Here is a 14,360-nt window from a genome sequence, read left to right on the forward strand (position 1 = left end):
AATGAAAAAACATTTATCTCATTGGGTTATTGCAATTGGTTTAGCCTTATTATCCTGTATGATACAGGCAGAAGTGTATCCAGAAAATTTAGTAGGTGACAGTTATTTATCAGATTTTTATGAATGGGATCAAGAGATTCCCAAAAAGTCTGGAACTTTATTGAGGATAGAAAGTTTAACTCCTAGCTACATTGGACAGTCTGAGGCTGCAGAACAGTATAGGATTTTATATTCATCTACAAGTTCAGTCCATGCAGGACAACCGACAGTGGTTTCTGGAGCTGTATTTATTCCCAAAGGAACACCACCAAAAGAAGGATGGCCATTGCTAGTTTGGGGACATGGCACAGTAGGTCTAGCCGATACTTGCTCACCATCATGGTCTGGACGTTTATATATTGGTGTAGAGCATCTGAATAAATGGTTAAAAGAAGGTTTTGCTGTTGTTGCTCCAGATTATGAAGGCTTGGGGACAAAAGGTGCACATTGGCTCATCAATAATCCAATGTTGGCCTATAACATGTTGGATAGTGCGTCAGCGTCTTTACATGCCAATTTACCGATTGCCAATAAAGTGATTTTATCGGGTGAGTCGCAAGGTGGTGCTGGGGCTTATGCAGCGGCAGCATATGCTCCGACTTATGCGCCAAAACTTGGTATTAAAGGAACCGTTGCAACAGGTGTGATTTATCGTGATCGTCAAGTGAAACAGCAAGAAGTGATTCGTGCAAATCCCCATGAAGTTGTCACAGCCATTGCATTGCCTATGTACAGTTTCATTGCTGCACAAAGCTATAACCCAAAATTAAAGCCAGAAGATGTCTTTACTGAAAAGGCATTACCATTTGTAGAGCGCGCCCGCAATACCTGTATTATTACATTACAACGTGATGTAACCAGTGCAGGTTTGACCTTTGCTAATACTTTAAAGCCCCAACCAAGTGAGGCGTATATTCAAACGGTCAATGGAATGCAGGAGAAATTTGGTTATTTTCCAACATTAAAAATCAATCATCCAGTGTTCATTGCAACGGGTGCAAATGATAAAACACCAGATGTACGTAGCCAACTTAAATTGATGAAAGATAGTTGTCAGGCAGGTACAATCATCGAGGGGCATATTTATGCTGGTTATGGGCATAGTGATGCTGTTCCAATTTCGATGAAAGATGCGATTCCTTTTGCCAAGAAAGCATTAGCAGGCGAAAAAATTCAATCGATTTGTCAGCCAATTCTAGAATAACATTCTGCAAATACGTGTATATAGGGAAGCCGTCTTTGATAAAAGATGGCTTCTCTCTTTTTTAACTTATCACTCAGGTATAAATTAATTGTTTAATCAATTCAGGATAGAGTTGATTTTTACTGATAAGTGCATTCTATTTAGAACATTTATAGATTTTGGGGTATTACAAAAAGTTGCATTTAAAACATTTTGATAAATATTTGTTTAAATAAAAACATTTTTAGAATTATATCTTTTTTTATATTGTTGATTATTATTGATTTATTTAATGGCATTGGCTTTGCAATGGATCGTGTACTTTATAAGGGAAATGTACATGATTAAATTACACCAACGCTTTATTCTGAAATCTTCTATATTTTTCTTAAGTGCATTGGCAAGCTCTATTGCATTGGCAAATGAAGATTCTGAAAATAAATATTCTGTTGATACTGATGCAATTACTTTAGAGTCCGTTGTTGTAACAGGTTCTCGCCGTGCAGTAAAAAGTTCATTAGATGCGCCTGCACCTGTTGATATTATTTCGCCTCAAGCTTTGTTGTCGACAGGTGAGGATGATTTATCAAGAGCACTTGCCAAAATTTCTCCATCGGTATCTTTACCAACGTCACCTGCAGGTGGATTTGGTGCTGCAGTTGCACCAGGTATTGCTTTAAGAGGTTTAACTTCTGATCAGACACTAGTACTGATTAATGGTAAACGTCGTCATACATCTGCGTATTTTACTCGGCAATCTTATGCAGGTGGACGTGGTGCGGCTGGTGTGGATTTAAGTTTAATACCAATTAGTGCGGTAGAACGTGTCGAAATTTTACGTGATGGTGCCGCAGCCCAATTCGGTTCGGATGCCGTTGCAGGTGTGGTCAATATTATTTTAAGGGCTAAGGATTCTGGCGGTAATGTAAATTATCAAGGTGGTGGTTTTACACAAGGTGATGGTGAACAACATAAAATTTCAGCCTGGAAGGGTTTTGCTTTACCAAATGATGGCTCACTAACTTTGGCTTTTGATGCAGGAACCCGTGAATCCGCAAATAACACGTTGCCTGATAATCGGGTTTTTTATAATAGTTCGAGCAATCCAAATCACCAATATACTGAAAATGATACGCCTTATCGCAATTGGAAATTTGGTACTCCAGAACTTAAAAATCAAGTTAATCTAAGTTTTAATGCAGATTTACCACTGAAAGAAACGCTCGCACTCTATAGTTTTGGTACTTATGGGTACCGTGAAACAATAGGTGAAAATTTCTATGAACCTCCATCTTCTACTGCCGCAATCAATAGATCCCCGTATTTTAAAGAAATATATCCAGATGGGCGTATTACCGAAAGTTTGGTGAATGTAGATGATTTTTCGATCACAGTAGGGGCGAAAAATGGAACTCAAAAAACAGGAAAACTAGATGTTTTTGCAACTTATGGCAACAACAAGGTGAGTACTGAACAAGGAAATGGTTTTAATCCAAGTTATGGTTTAACTTCCCCAACAAAGTATGATTTGGGCAATAATGTATTTTCTCAATTAAATACGGGCGCAGATTATAGTCGTGATTTCACTGTGTCATGGTTATATAGTCCATTGACAGTATCGACAGGGGCTTTATATCGTTGGGAGCAGTATAAACAGCAGGCTGGTGATCGAGTCGCTTATACTCGTGGTCCTTACTATGATGCTGCGAATGCACCTGAAATTTATGCAGGTATCACTGACCAAGATGTACGAAGTATTAGTCGTGATGTGTATGGTGCATATCTCGATTTAGAAGCTGATCTTATTCAAGATTTAAATGCGGGTGTTGCTTTGCGATCTGAACACTATTCAGATTTTGGTAGCACCACCAATGGAAAACTCACACTAAAATATAATTTTGACCCTCAATTTAGTATTCGTGGTTCTGCAAGTACTGGATATCGTGCACCATCCTTAGCACAATTAGGCTATTCAACTTATAGTGTGCAAACTGTCCAAGGCTCAGATGGCATTTGGCGGGATGTCCAGCAGCGTACTTTAGTTGCAGGTAGTGAAGCAGCACAATTGGTTGGCGGTAATAAAATAAAGCCTGAAAAGTCGACCAACTTCTCTTTAGGCTTTGTTTGGGAACCTATTGCTAAAACGGCTGTCACTTTAGATGTTTATCAGATTGATATCAAAGACCGTATTTTACTTTCTGATAATATTTCAGGTAGCTTAATTACCAATGCTTTTGCAGGAACTCCTTACGCCAATATTAATAATGTCGCGTTTTTTAATAACCTCTTAGACACTCGAACTCGTGGTTTAGAAATTACTGCGAAGCATGATTTAGATTTAAATGATTATGGGAATTTGAGGCTAAACCTCGGCTTTGCAACCAATGATAATGAAATTACGAAAGCACGAGATGCCATTACCTCTAAAGGTGATGTGATTTCATCCAATGCTATTGCTGGTCGTAATACTCAAAGTCTAATTGAATCTGCAGCACCTAAAAATAAATTAACTCTAGGTACAAATTGGGAGAAAAACGCGTGGAGTGTCAATACAAACTTACGCCGTTATGACAAATGGACCATTCAAAATAATACCAATCCAAACTTAGATCAAACATTTGATCCGCAATGGGTGATTGATTTGGATATTGGGTATAATGCTGACCAATTTGTGAAAGGTTTAAAACTTAATGTCGGTGCAGTGAACTTATTTAATAGTCATCCGGACCGTACAATTTCTCAAGATCCATATGGCGTAGTGAAATACAGCTTTAATGCACCAGAAGGTTCTTTTGGCACCTATTTGTTTGGTCGTATTAGTTATGACTTTTAAGATAGGGAATCAATATGAAACTTAAAATGCTTGTTGCAAGTTCACTTTATCTGCTGCTGGATTTGCAGAGTAGTTTTGCAAATTCTCCTGTTATTGAATACAAATCTAACCCTTTGTATGGCGATAAAAAACTGTCTAATTTTTATGAGTGGAATGAAAAAATACCAACTCAACCAGGACTTTTATTGCGAACAGAGCCTTTAAATGAAGGAATTCGTCTAAAAGAAGCCTCTGATCAATACCGAATATTGTTTAGTTCAACCAATGGGCTAGACAGTAAATCTCCGACTATTGTTTCGGGTTCATTATTCATTCCAAAAGGTGAAGTTCCAAAAGGTGGCTGGCCACTTCTAGTTTGGGGACACGGCACAGTTGGATTGGCAGATCAGTGTGCACCTTCTTGGACGGGGAGAGTTTATCGCAATGCGCATTATTTAAACCAATGGCTCAAACAGGGGTACGCCATAGTTGAGCCTGACTATCAGGGACTTGGCGTAGCTGGGCCACATTTGTTAATTAACGTACCACAGCTTTCGTTTAATATTTTGGATAGTGCTCGAGCAGCATTGCAAGCAAAGCATAATATTTCTAATCGAATAATTATTGCAGGTCAATCTCAAGGTGGTGCAGCAGCATTCGGTGCAGCATCGTATTCCGCGACTTATGCACCCGATTTAAATATTAAAGGAACTATTGCGACAGGTGTGATTTATAAACCCAAGCAAGCGGACCGACCAACATTAAATATTACCAATCGTAATGTTCCTAATCCAGCCTTAGCATACCAAATACTGGGTTTTCATGTTTTACAACAATATGACCCAAGTTTAACAGCAGCGGATGTATTTACTCCTAAGGCGATTGACTTGGTTGAGCATTCACGAGCGCAATGCGCAGCAGATATTTTCGCTGACGTAAGTTTTGAAAAGTTAAGTTTCAATGATGCTCTCTTGGCAGAGCCTTCTGAGAAATATCAAAAGCTTCTGGCTAAATTTGATCAGCAGTATAGTGCCTATCCAACCTTAAAAATTAGTCATCCAGTATTTATTGGTACAGGGGTGGATGATCGTACGCCTGATGCTCGTAATCAAATGCAACTTGTTAAAGATGTATGTGCAGCAGGAACTCAAGTACAAGCCCATTTATATCATGGTCTTGGTCATAGTGAGGCTGTTCCTCGTTCGCTAAAAGATGCCATCCCATTTGCTCAGTTGGCTTTAAGTGATCAAGCCATTCCAAATACTTGTTCAATCAATTTAAAATAAGAGATATTTATGAAATTTAATCAGTGGTTTAGTGTTTTTGGTTTAAGTGTGCTCAGTAGTACAGTTATTTTATCTACAACACAGTTACAGGCCAAAACAGCGTTACAAGCTCAAGAAAAATATGGTGATGGTCGCGTATCTGAGTTTTATACATGGAATAAAAGTATTCCTACAAAACCTGGGGAGTTATTACGTTCTGAACTTATAACCACCCCATATATTGCATTGGATAACGCAAGTGAGGCAATACGAGTTCTCTATAGTTCTAGAAGTGGAAAAGACAGTAAAACACCGATTGTAGTATCTGGTACAGTTCATATTCCCAAAGGTAAAGCGCCTGTAGGTGGATGGCCTGTAGTTTTATGGGCGCATGGAACTGTAGGGCTAGCGGATAGTTGTGCACCGTCTTGGAATGGTCGTTCTTATCGGGATGTTAAATATTTAAATCGCTGGTTGAGCGAAGGTTTTGCAGTCGTTGCAACTGATTACGAAGGATTAGGGGTAGCAGGTCCACATCTACTCATCAATAATCCGATGTTGGCATATAGTATTTTAGACAGTGGACGAGCGGCTTTAAAAACCAAGCTTCCATTGGCAAACAAGTTTGTGATCGTTGGTCAATCCCAAGGAGGGGCAGGTGCAGTTGCTGCCTCATCCTATTCAGCGACTTACGCACCTGATCTGAATATTAAAGGTTCAATTGGTACAGGTGTGATTTATAAAGATCCACAAGCAACAGCCGCTGAAAATGATCTGAAGTTAAATCCATATGAAGTGAGTCCTTCATTGGCTTATGGAATTTATAGTTTTTTAGTTGCTCAAAGCTTAAACCCTGCAATTAAAGCAGAAGATATTTTTACACCAGAAGCATTGCTGTTGGTGGAACAAGGACAAAATGCCTGTTTAGTGGGTTTTATGTCTGATATTCAATCTTCTGGCTTATCTCCAGCAAAAGCGTATAAGCCAAATATCCCTGCATATTACAAAGAAGCACTCGAGCAACAATCTAATGCTTATGGGTATTATCCAACCTTAAAAATTAATCATCCGTTATTTATAGGTACTGGAGCAAATGATGTTACACCAGATGCTCGTAATCAGATGAAACTTGTTGCAGATGCATGTAAAGCAGGAACTGTAGTTGAAGGACATCTTTATCATGGTTTAGGTCATAGTGAAACGGTAAATGCCTCTTTAAAAGATTCAATTCCCTTTGCTAAAAAGGTGATTGCAGGAGAGAAAATTCAGGCTATTTGCAAGCCTGACTTGCAATAAAAGATGACTTAAATATTTTCGTACTGAAGAAAATCTTTATTTTAAAAAGTCGCTCTTCAAAGATATTGAAGCGCGACTTTATACTTTAAATGTTTAAGCGATACGCTTTAATCTTTTTGTAGCCTCTTCACGTACAGCAGGGATGATATAGCGACCATAATCGACTGTATCATAGATAGGATCGTAGCCTCGATTTAAAAAGGTGGTAACACCTAAATCTACATAATCGAGTAATGCAGCAATAATGGTGTCTGGTGTACCAACTAAGGCAGTGGTATCACCATAAGCCCCTACAGCAGTTGCTGTGGGCATCCATAAGGCACGATCATGTCGATCACCTTGTTGCGCTGCTGCCAATAAGCGTTGTGAACCAATCCCCTTGATTTTGTGTCCTGACAAAGTTCCATTATTTTGAAAAGTTGGATTGTTTTGAATATCTGTAAGAATCTGTGCTGCACGCTGCCAAGCAAGTTCTTCAGTTGGACCAATAATAAGACGTACGGATAAGCTCACAGGGGGCTGCGGTTTATTGGCTTGTTCTGCTGCGAGCTTTAATTTTGTAATTTGATCTTTTACACCAGCCAGTGGTTCCCCCCAAAGCGAATAAAGGTCTGCATGGCGGACTGCAATATCATAAGCAATATCGGATGAGCCACCGAATGAAATCGGGATTGTTCCATTGACTGGCTTTAACGGACAGAAAGCATTTTCTAACTTAAAGTACTTACCTTCATAACTAACAGGTTGATCACTTTGCCAGAGCTTCTGAATAATATCTAGATATTCACCAGTTCGTTCGTAACGTTGAATTTTATCGACAATATAATCACCTTCTTGAGGCTCAGCTGTAATTCCCGTAATTGCATGTAAACGGATTCTTCCACCACCTGTAGTATGGTCAAGTGTCGCAAAAGAACGTGCAGCCAGATTTGGTGTTACAAGTGCAGGACGATGGGCAATCATAAACCCGAGTCGCTCTGTATGCTGTGCCAGATAAGCTGCGATTTGTGCACTGTCAGGGCTACTTGGTCCGCTGGCAATTAAAACTTTATCAAAACCCGCATATTCATGTGCCCGTGCATGATAACGTAGATAGTCGAGGTCTATTTTATGACCAATACGTGTACCTTTGGTTTCTGACCATTGATTAGGGAAAACCATACCAACAAATTCGATGCTCATTATTAAACCTACTTCGTGGATTTTTAAACCAATGAGCAAATTAAATGCCAAGTTTAAACTTATATAAAATAAGTGATTAGGGAATAGTATTTTAATCAGGTGTCTATATTTGATCAAAAGTATTTTTATTATGCTTGGAAATCAACATTTCATAAAATGAGAATTATATTTTTAATAAAGTTATAATTTTGATTTTTTAAAGTAATAAATATTTAAATTATGGATTAATTATCTATAATTATTATTTATCAGTTTTGTAATTGAATTGTACTATTCTATTTTAATATCATCCTAATCTATTTAAAGGATTAATTATGAAATCCTATTTGGATAATGATTATAAAGTAATTACTTTGCCTGATAACGGAGTACCAGTAAAACCAATTCGAGCAAAAGCAATTATTTTCTCAGATCAAAACTCCCGTAAATTGTTAAATCAAGTTGAAACCATTGCCCCAAGCTCTGCCAGTGTTATCATTCAAGGTGAGTCGGGCACAGGTAAAGAGTTGATTGCACGCGAAATTCATTTGAAAAGTGACCGTAAAAACAAACCTTTTCTTGCGGTGAACTGTGGTGCTCTGGTTGAAACCTTAGCGGAGTCTGAATTATTTGGCTATGAAGCAGGTGCTTTTACTGGAGCACATAAGACACGTGCTGGTATTTTTGAAACAGCAGATGGTGGCACCTTGTTCTTGGACGAGGTGGGGGAGTTGCCATTGTCTCTACAAGTCAAGCTATTACGTGTACTACAAGAAAAAGAAGTGATGCGGGTAGGCGGTCGTAAACCAATTCCAATCGACGTACGTATTCTATCTGGTACGCATGTAGATTTGCGTAAGGCGGTGGCTGAAAACAAGTTTAGACTCGATTTATACTACCGTTTGAATGTCGTGGTATTGAATATTTTGCCATTACGGGAACGTAAAGGCGATATTTTACCTTTAGTTGATTTTTTCTTAAATTCGTATTCTCAGAAGCTGATTACCACCAAGCCAAATATTAGTGATAGAGCAAGAAATGCACTCCTCAATTATAGTTGGCCAGGGAACATTCGCGAATTGGAAAACAATATCCATTATGCTTTGCTGATGAGCAGTGGTAAAACGATTGATATTGAACATCTGCGTTTTTCAGAAGAAGGTGGGTCAGCAGCATTACCTGATAATGATTTAATTCAGGAGTTTGAAGATATCCTGAAGCGTTTATTTCAGGAATATGATGGGGAAGCTTGGCATATTATTGAAGATAAGATTGTGAATACGGCATTTTCAAGTTGTTGGAATAATCAGGTCAAGACTGCAAAAATGCTAGGTCTTTCGCGCAATGTTTTGCGTAACCTTTTGTCTCGATATAATTTATTACCCAATAAGAATGAAAATGAAATTGCATAGAAAAAATATTCTATTTTAAGAACATCCATCTTTGACCTATGGATGTTCTTTTTTTATTGTTGTTAATTTAGTGATCCATAAGCCTAATTCAAATAATAGCCACATCGGGATGGCAAGAGCAAGCATACTAAACACATCTGGAGGGGTAATGAACATTGCAATAAAAAAGAAGAACACAATGATGTGTTTACGATGTTCTTCTAATTGTTGAATAGATAAAATTCCAATAAAAATAAGAATATAAGTTAATACTGGAATTTGAAATGCCAGACCAAAAGCAAGAAAAAGCTTTAAACAGAAATCCAGATAGCTATTGATATCCGTCATCGGCAATACATTTTCAGGAGAAGCCAATACAAAGAACTTTAACGCCAAGGGTAAGATCAGGCCATAAGCAAACAAGAGACCGAGATAAAATAAAAAAATACTAGAAAGGGCTAGAGCGACACCAAATCTTTTCTCGTTTTGGTAGAGTGCAGGAGCAATAAATTGCCAAAACTGATACAGGATAAAGGGAATACTCACTAGAATTGCCAGATAAATATTCAGTTTGAACGGAGCTAAAAATGTACCCATAACATCCGCTGCAATCATGGTTGAGTTAACTGGTAGCAATGAAATTAATGGTCGGGCAAGAACATGGTAGTTTTGTTGGGCAAGCGGAAGAAGCATTAAAAAAATAGCAACAACCGCACAAATGCTATAGATCAAACGCTTTCTTAACTCTTTCAGGTGCTCGCTATATTTCATTTCAGTGAGGTTTTCACGGACAAGATGTTCAGTCATGCGGCTTGATCCTCATCGAATTTATGGATTACTTTAAAACGAGTTAAAAATGGCGTCCTTAACTTGTCATGTGATTGGATATAGACATAATCCTTGGTGTACGGTGCTTTGGTTGTTTGTTCCAAGGAAACAGTTGATTGCACATTTTCAATTTCTTGTTGCATGAGCGTGAGTTGTTGTTTGAGCTGTTCTTCATTTTGTTTTATTTTTTGCAGCTCTTCTTGCATGATTCTTTTGAGTTCAATCAATTCCAGTTCATTTTCCAGATCATTCTGGATTTTATTGAGGTGGTTTTTAATTGCTCTATATTTAAATAGTACCGTTCTTAATGTTTGAGGAAGCTTTTCAGGCCCTAAAATGATGAGGGCAATAATGCTAAAAGCAAATAGTTCCCCAAAACTGATATTAAACATAGCAATATATCACTTATAATTTGGTCTGCTTCTCACTATCTGATTCTAAAGGATGAATATCTTTGTATTGTTGATTCTGTATTAATTTTGGATCGTCAGAATTAACAGAGTCTTTAAAATCTTTAATTGCACCACCCAAATCTTTTCCTAGATTTTTTAGCTTTGAAGTGCCAAATAATAAAATAACGATAACGGCAAATAATAGAATATGCCAAATAGATAAACCCATGGTAAAGCTCCTAAATAATATATGATAAAGACTATTAATATCACGACATCGTCTATTTTCTAAATCATATTAATATCGATCAATATTCGATTTAATTATGCGGTGTGATCCAGTAGATGAAGTGCTTGATTACGGAAATTGAATAAGCTTTCACTGTCCTTGTGCCTTGGATGAGGTAAAGGAATAGGTATAATTTCCTTGATTTTCCCTGGTCGAGCTGACATCACAATCACACGATCTCCTAGATAGACGGCTTCTTCAATATCGTGCGTCACAAGAATCATGGTGATTTTTTCATGTTGCCAGATACGTTGCAGTTCAGCCTGTAAATGACTTCGGGTCATGGCATCCAAAGCACCAAACGGTTCATCTAAAAGTAAAATATCAGGTTTATTGACCAACCCTCGTGCAATGGCAACCCGCTGCGCCATACCGCCAGACAATTCATGAGGATAAGCATGCTCGAATCCAGTCAGTCCCACAATTTCGAGATGCTCTTTCACACGGGTATTTTTTTCTGAACGGGTTAACCCCGTTTCTTCCAGTGCCAAATGGATATTTTCGGAAACGGTGAGCCAAGGCAGTAAGCAATGTTCCTGAAAAATTAATCCTCGTTTTAAATCTGTCCCTTGGATAGGAATTTTATTAAGTAAAATTTCACCTTGATAGTCTGGGTCTAGTCCTGCAATTAGACGGAGTAGAGTTGATTTTCCACAACCACTGCTGCCGACAATGGAGATAAATTCGCCTTGCTCAATGTCGAGATGAATACCGTCTAAAACAGTTAAGTTGTTTTGATCACGTTGAAATGATTTATTGAGTTTTTTAATCGAGAGTAAAGGAAAAGACATGTTGAAATCCTGATTGTATTTTTAAATTAGAGGTGACTAAGCTCGCCATTGCAGCAGATGTTTTGAAATGAAGTGGAGACATGCGGTCATAAAAATACCGCTCATCGTAACGGTCATTGCACACACCAATAGGATGTCCATTTCGGCATTAATTTCAGCTTTCATCATGAGATTGCCCAAGCCTGCGCCTGCATTGAATAGCAACTCACTTGCTGTGGTGGTGATCCAAGTAAAAGGTACCGCTAAATTCAACCCCGTTAAAATATGTGGCAAGGCTTGTGGCAAGCGGATTCTTTTAAATTCACGCCAAAATGAAAACTGATAGATTCGTGCGACTTCACTATATTTTTCATCATAGTGGCTGAGTCCTTGAAAGGTATTAATAACCATGGGGAAAAAAGAAGCCAGTGCAATAATAAAAATCTTGGCTTCTTCACCATTGCCAAACCATAAAGCAATTAATGGGGTTAAACCGAGCAGTGGAACTTGTCGGACACTGTTAAACAGTGGCGAAACGAGCGCATTAAAAACTTTTGAATAGGCGAGTAAGGCGCCTAAAATTAGTCCAGCTGTTGAACCTATTAAAAAGCCTAATCCCGCTTTCTTCAGACTACCCCATGTATTCACCCACAATTCACCTGTTTCTAGAAGTTGAAGAGAAGCAGAATATATATTCTGTAAAGGGACAAAGGCATAGGCATGGCTAGAGCCTAGTCCAGAGTTGTATTGCCATAACGCTAGTAATATTACTGGAAGTACGAGACCTTGTAATAGGACCACAGGCTGTTGCAATGCACCTTTCAAACTAAGAGATAGTGACGACATTATTTCCCCCTTGAACTGAGCGCAGGTGATATAAAGCGTTGTTCGATCAAACGTAAAAGTTTATCGAGGCTAAAACCAATCATGCCTGTGATAAATACTCCGACCATCACTACATCCAGACGAAGCATTTGCCGTCCAAGCTCCATCATCTGACCAATGCCAGTACCCGCTGCAAGTAATTCAACGGTAACTAAAATCAACCATGCTCGGCCTAATGCAATTCGTAGTCCACTGATCAAGGGTGGCAATGTTGATGGGATGACGATGTACCTAAGCCACGCTCGCGTTTTAAGTTTGTAGATTTGACCGAGTTCAATATATTGTTTAGGAATATTTTTCACTGCATCTGCTGTTGCCAAAGCAATTGGGAAAAAACATGCTTTGATAATAAGTAAAATTTTAAACAGTTCGCCAATCCCAAAAATGAGAATAAAAATAGGAATAAGAACAAAGATCGGAATCTGGTAAAGCAGATTAAATAAGATATAAGTGTAATTACGGAATGTGGTGATTGAAGCATAGGCAACTCCAAAAGCAATGGCACTGAGTGCTGCAATAGAAAATCCAAAAAATAATCGAGCAAGACTATCCTTTAAATGCAGTTGTAGTTCACCACTTTGCAATAAACTAATAAATGTATTCCAGACTGTCTCGGGTGGCACCAGAATTTGAGTTGGAAAAATTTGTAAAGAGCAAATAAATTGCCAAGTAAGTAAAGCCAATAAGGGGGAAATCAGCGAGAGCAACCCATACAACTGCTCAGTGGAAATCCTCCTCCATAACGGCAGTCTATTCACAACGATATTCTTTTCAAGTGGGGGATTCACGAGCGTTTTCATCGCTTAGTCTCCCTGTTTCTTCTGCTGATCGTTTACATGTAAATTTTGAATTGCTTGCTCGGCAAATTTTGGATTTAACAGCTCATCTGCTTTTAACGGCGTTTGAATCAACTGGTTTTTCACAGCATGGTCAATGACTTTGGCATAGTGCTGTTTAAGGAAATCAACTTTATATTCAGGTGACCAATCCTGTTGCCATGTACTTGCACTATTCTGACTTTCTCGTTGAATCACATCTAAAGGTTGACCGAACTTGGTTTGACTTTGCTGAAATTCATCTTTGTGTAGGGATATCCAGTTCATTGCTCTAACTGTTGCGTCAGCAAGTAACTGAGTGGTCTCAGGGTATTGTTCAATATAGTTTTTACGTCCCCATAATTCTGCACGCATTTTCCAGTCAGCTGGCAAGGATTGAGATGACCAGATAATTTTACCAAGATGGCGGTCTTGTAAAGTTAGCGCATCACTTAAAGTAAAAAATGCATCCACACTTTTTGCAGATAAAGCTGCTGCACCTGCTTGAGGGTTGAGGTTAATAATTTGAAAGTCTTTGAGGTTGAAACCTTTGCTTTGTATAAGTTGACCAAAATTGATTTCCCAAGGACGGCCACGATGTAAAGCAATTTTTTTACCCTTTAAATCTTCAATACTTTTTACCTGTGAATCAGGTGGCACAATCAGATAGACATTATTACCAATCCCCCCAGGCACAACAATTTGTGTTCTTACCCCAGTTGCATTTAGTACGACAGCTGGTAAGTTGCCATAAAAAGCAAAATCAATTTTATTGTTCAGGAAACTTTCATTCACTAAAGTCGCTACAGCAGCAGTTGTTACTGGCTCCCATTTCAACTCAATATGTTGTTGCTTTAAGGTCTTGAGAAAAATAGGGTCTTGAGAGATGAGTTGTGGTACGCCAATAAAGTCCAGATTACCTGATGTTCCATTTGCTACGACAGCAATACGCAACTGCTGCTGAGATGATTTACTCTCAGATGCTTGTTGGTTTTGTTTTGCATCGCAAGCGACTAGTCCTAAAAGACTAAAACTTAAAAATAAGCTAGGAAGAATACGCATATCGTCATAAGAATTAAAAAATATAGAGGAATAGAGCAAGAACTAAGCCAAAATAATTAAAATATAAAAATCAATTATTTATTATTTTTTATGCGGATTATTGTTATTGAGTCAGTAATCTATGCTGTGAAACAGACATTTAAATGTATAGAAGTGTTGAAATTTCAACACC

13 protein-coding genes are annotated in these 14,360 nt (G+C 38.2%); 5 read left to right on the top strand and 8 right to left on the bottom strand.

From position 1 onward, the window contains the following. Position 1 precedes the first annotated feature (1 nt). The 4 genes from AAV97_RS15660 (at position 2) to AAV97_RS15675 (ending at position 6,595) form a co-directional block, all read left to right on the top strand. Positions 2-1,243 carry a lipase family protein gene (locus AAV97_RS15660; protein WP_046761023.1) on the top strand — a complete coding sequence of 414 codons (1,242 nt, stop codon included), beginning with the start codon at positions 2-4 and terminating at the stop codon, positions 1,241-1,243. A gap of 319 nt (positions 1,244-1,562) precedes the next feature. Then, complete coding sequence (locus AAV97_RS15665) at positions 1,563-4,055, top strand: TonB-dependent receptor plug domain-containing protein (RefSeq protein WP_046761024.1); 2,493 nt, start codon at positions 1,563-1,565, stop codon at positions 4,053-4,055. A gap of 14 nt (positions 4,056-4,069) precedes the next feature. Then, on the top strand, positions 4,070-5,320 hold the full coding sequence (locus AAV97_RS15670) for a lipase family protein (RefSeq protein ID WP_052945868.1): 1,251 nt from the start codon (positions 4,070-4,072) through the stop codon (positions 5,318-5,320). A gap of 9 nt (positions 5,321-5,329) precedes the next feature. Then, positions 5,330-6,595 (top strand): lipase family protein, encoded by a 1,266-nt coding sequence (locus tag AAV97_RS15675; protein ID WP_046761025.1) that lies wholly within the window; start codon positions 5,330-5,332, stop codon positions 6,593-6,595. 93 nt (positions 6,596-6,688) lie between these two features. Here AAV97_RS15675 and AAV97_RS15680 read toward each other — a convergent pair whose 3' ends face one another. Further along, positions 6,689-7,777: an LLM class flavin-dependent oxidoreductase gene (locus AAV97_RS15680; RefSeq protein WP_046761026.1), complete on the bottom strand. Its 1,089-nt coding sequence runs from the start codon at positions 7,775-7,777 to the stop codon at positions 6,689-6,691. Between the two features lie 314 nt (positions 7,778-8,091). Here AAV97_RS15680 and AAV97_RS15685 point away from each other — a divergent pair, with 314 nt between their 5' ends. After that, positions 8,092-9,168 (top strand): sigma-54 interaction domain-containing protein, encoded by a 1,077-nt coding sequence (locus AAV97_RS15685; protein WP_046761027.1) that lies wholly within the window; start codon positions 8,092-8,094, stop codon positions 9,166-9,168. 36 nt (positions 9,169-9,204) lie between these two features. Here the strand turns inward: AAV97_RS15685 and tatC are convergent, their stop codons facing one another. The 7 genes from tatC to AAV97_RS15720 all read right to left on the bottom strand — a co-directional run bounded on the left by tatC (position 9,205) and on the right by AAV97_RS15720 (position 14,188). Continuing rightward, complete coding sequence (gene tatC / locus AAV97_RS15690) at positions 9,205-9,954, bottom strand: twin-arginine translocase subunit TatC (RefSeq protein WP_046761028.1); 750 nt, start codon at positions 9,952-9,954, stop codon at positions 9,205-9,207. Next, on the bottom strand, positions 9,951-10,367 hold the full coding sequence (gene tatB / locus AAV97_RS15695; protein WP_046761029.1) for a Sec-independent protein translocase protein TatB: 417 nt from the start codon (positions 10,365-10,367) through the stop codon (positions 9,951-9,953). The genes tatC and tatB overlap by 4 nt, the downstream gene beginning before the upstream one ends. Positions 10,368-10,380: 13 nt before the next feature. Continuing rightward, a complete protein-coding gene (locus AAV97_RS15700; RefSeq protein WP_046761030.1) occupies positions 10,381-10,596 on the bottom strand; it encodes a Sec-independent protein translocase subunit TatA in 216 nt (71 codons plus the stop codon). Positions 10,597-10,691: 95 nt separating this feature from the next. Then, a complete protein-coding gene (locus tag AAV97_RS15705; RefSeq protein WP_046761031.1) occupies positions 10,692-11,447 on the bottom strand; it encodes an ABC transporter ATP-binding protein in 756 nt (251 codons plus the stop codon). A gap of 36 nt (positions 11,448-11,483) precedes the next feature. Beyond that, on the bottom strand, positions 11,484-12,272 hold the full coding sequence (locus tag AAV97_RS15710; protein ID WP_046761032.1) for an ABC transporter permease: 789 nt from the start codon (positions 12,270-12,272) through the stop codon (positions 11,484-11,486). Further along, on the bottom strand, positions 12,272-13,111 hold the full coding sequence (locus AAV97_RS15715) for an ABC transporter permease (protein WP_046761033.1): 840 nt from the start codon (positions 13,109-13,111) through the stop codon (positions 12,272-12,274). Before AAV97_RS15715 ends, AAV97_RS15710 begins: the two co-directional genes overlap by 1 nt. 3 nt (positions 13,112-13,114) lie before the next feature. Beyond that, positions 13,115-14,188 carry an ABC transporter substrate-binding protein gene (locus tag AAV97_RS15720; RefSeq protein ID WP_046761034.1) on the bottom strand — a complete coding sequence of 358 codons (1,074 nt, stop codon included), beginning with the start codon at positions 14,186-14,188 and terminating at the stop codon, positions 13,115-13,117. Positions 14,189-14,360 lie beyond the last annotated feature (172 nt).

This window comes from Acinetobacter sp. Ag2, from assembly GCF_001005515.1.
GTDB classification, from domain to species: domain Bacteria; phylum Pseudomonadota; class Gammaproteobacteria; order Pseudomonadales; family Moraxellaceae; genus Acinetobacter; species Acinetobacter bereziniae.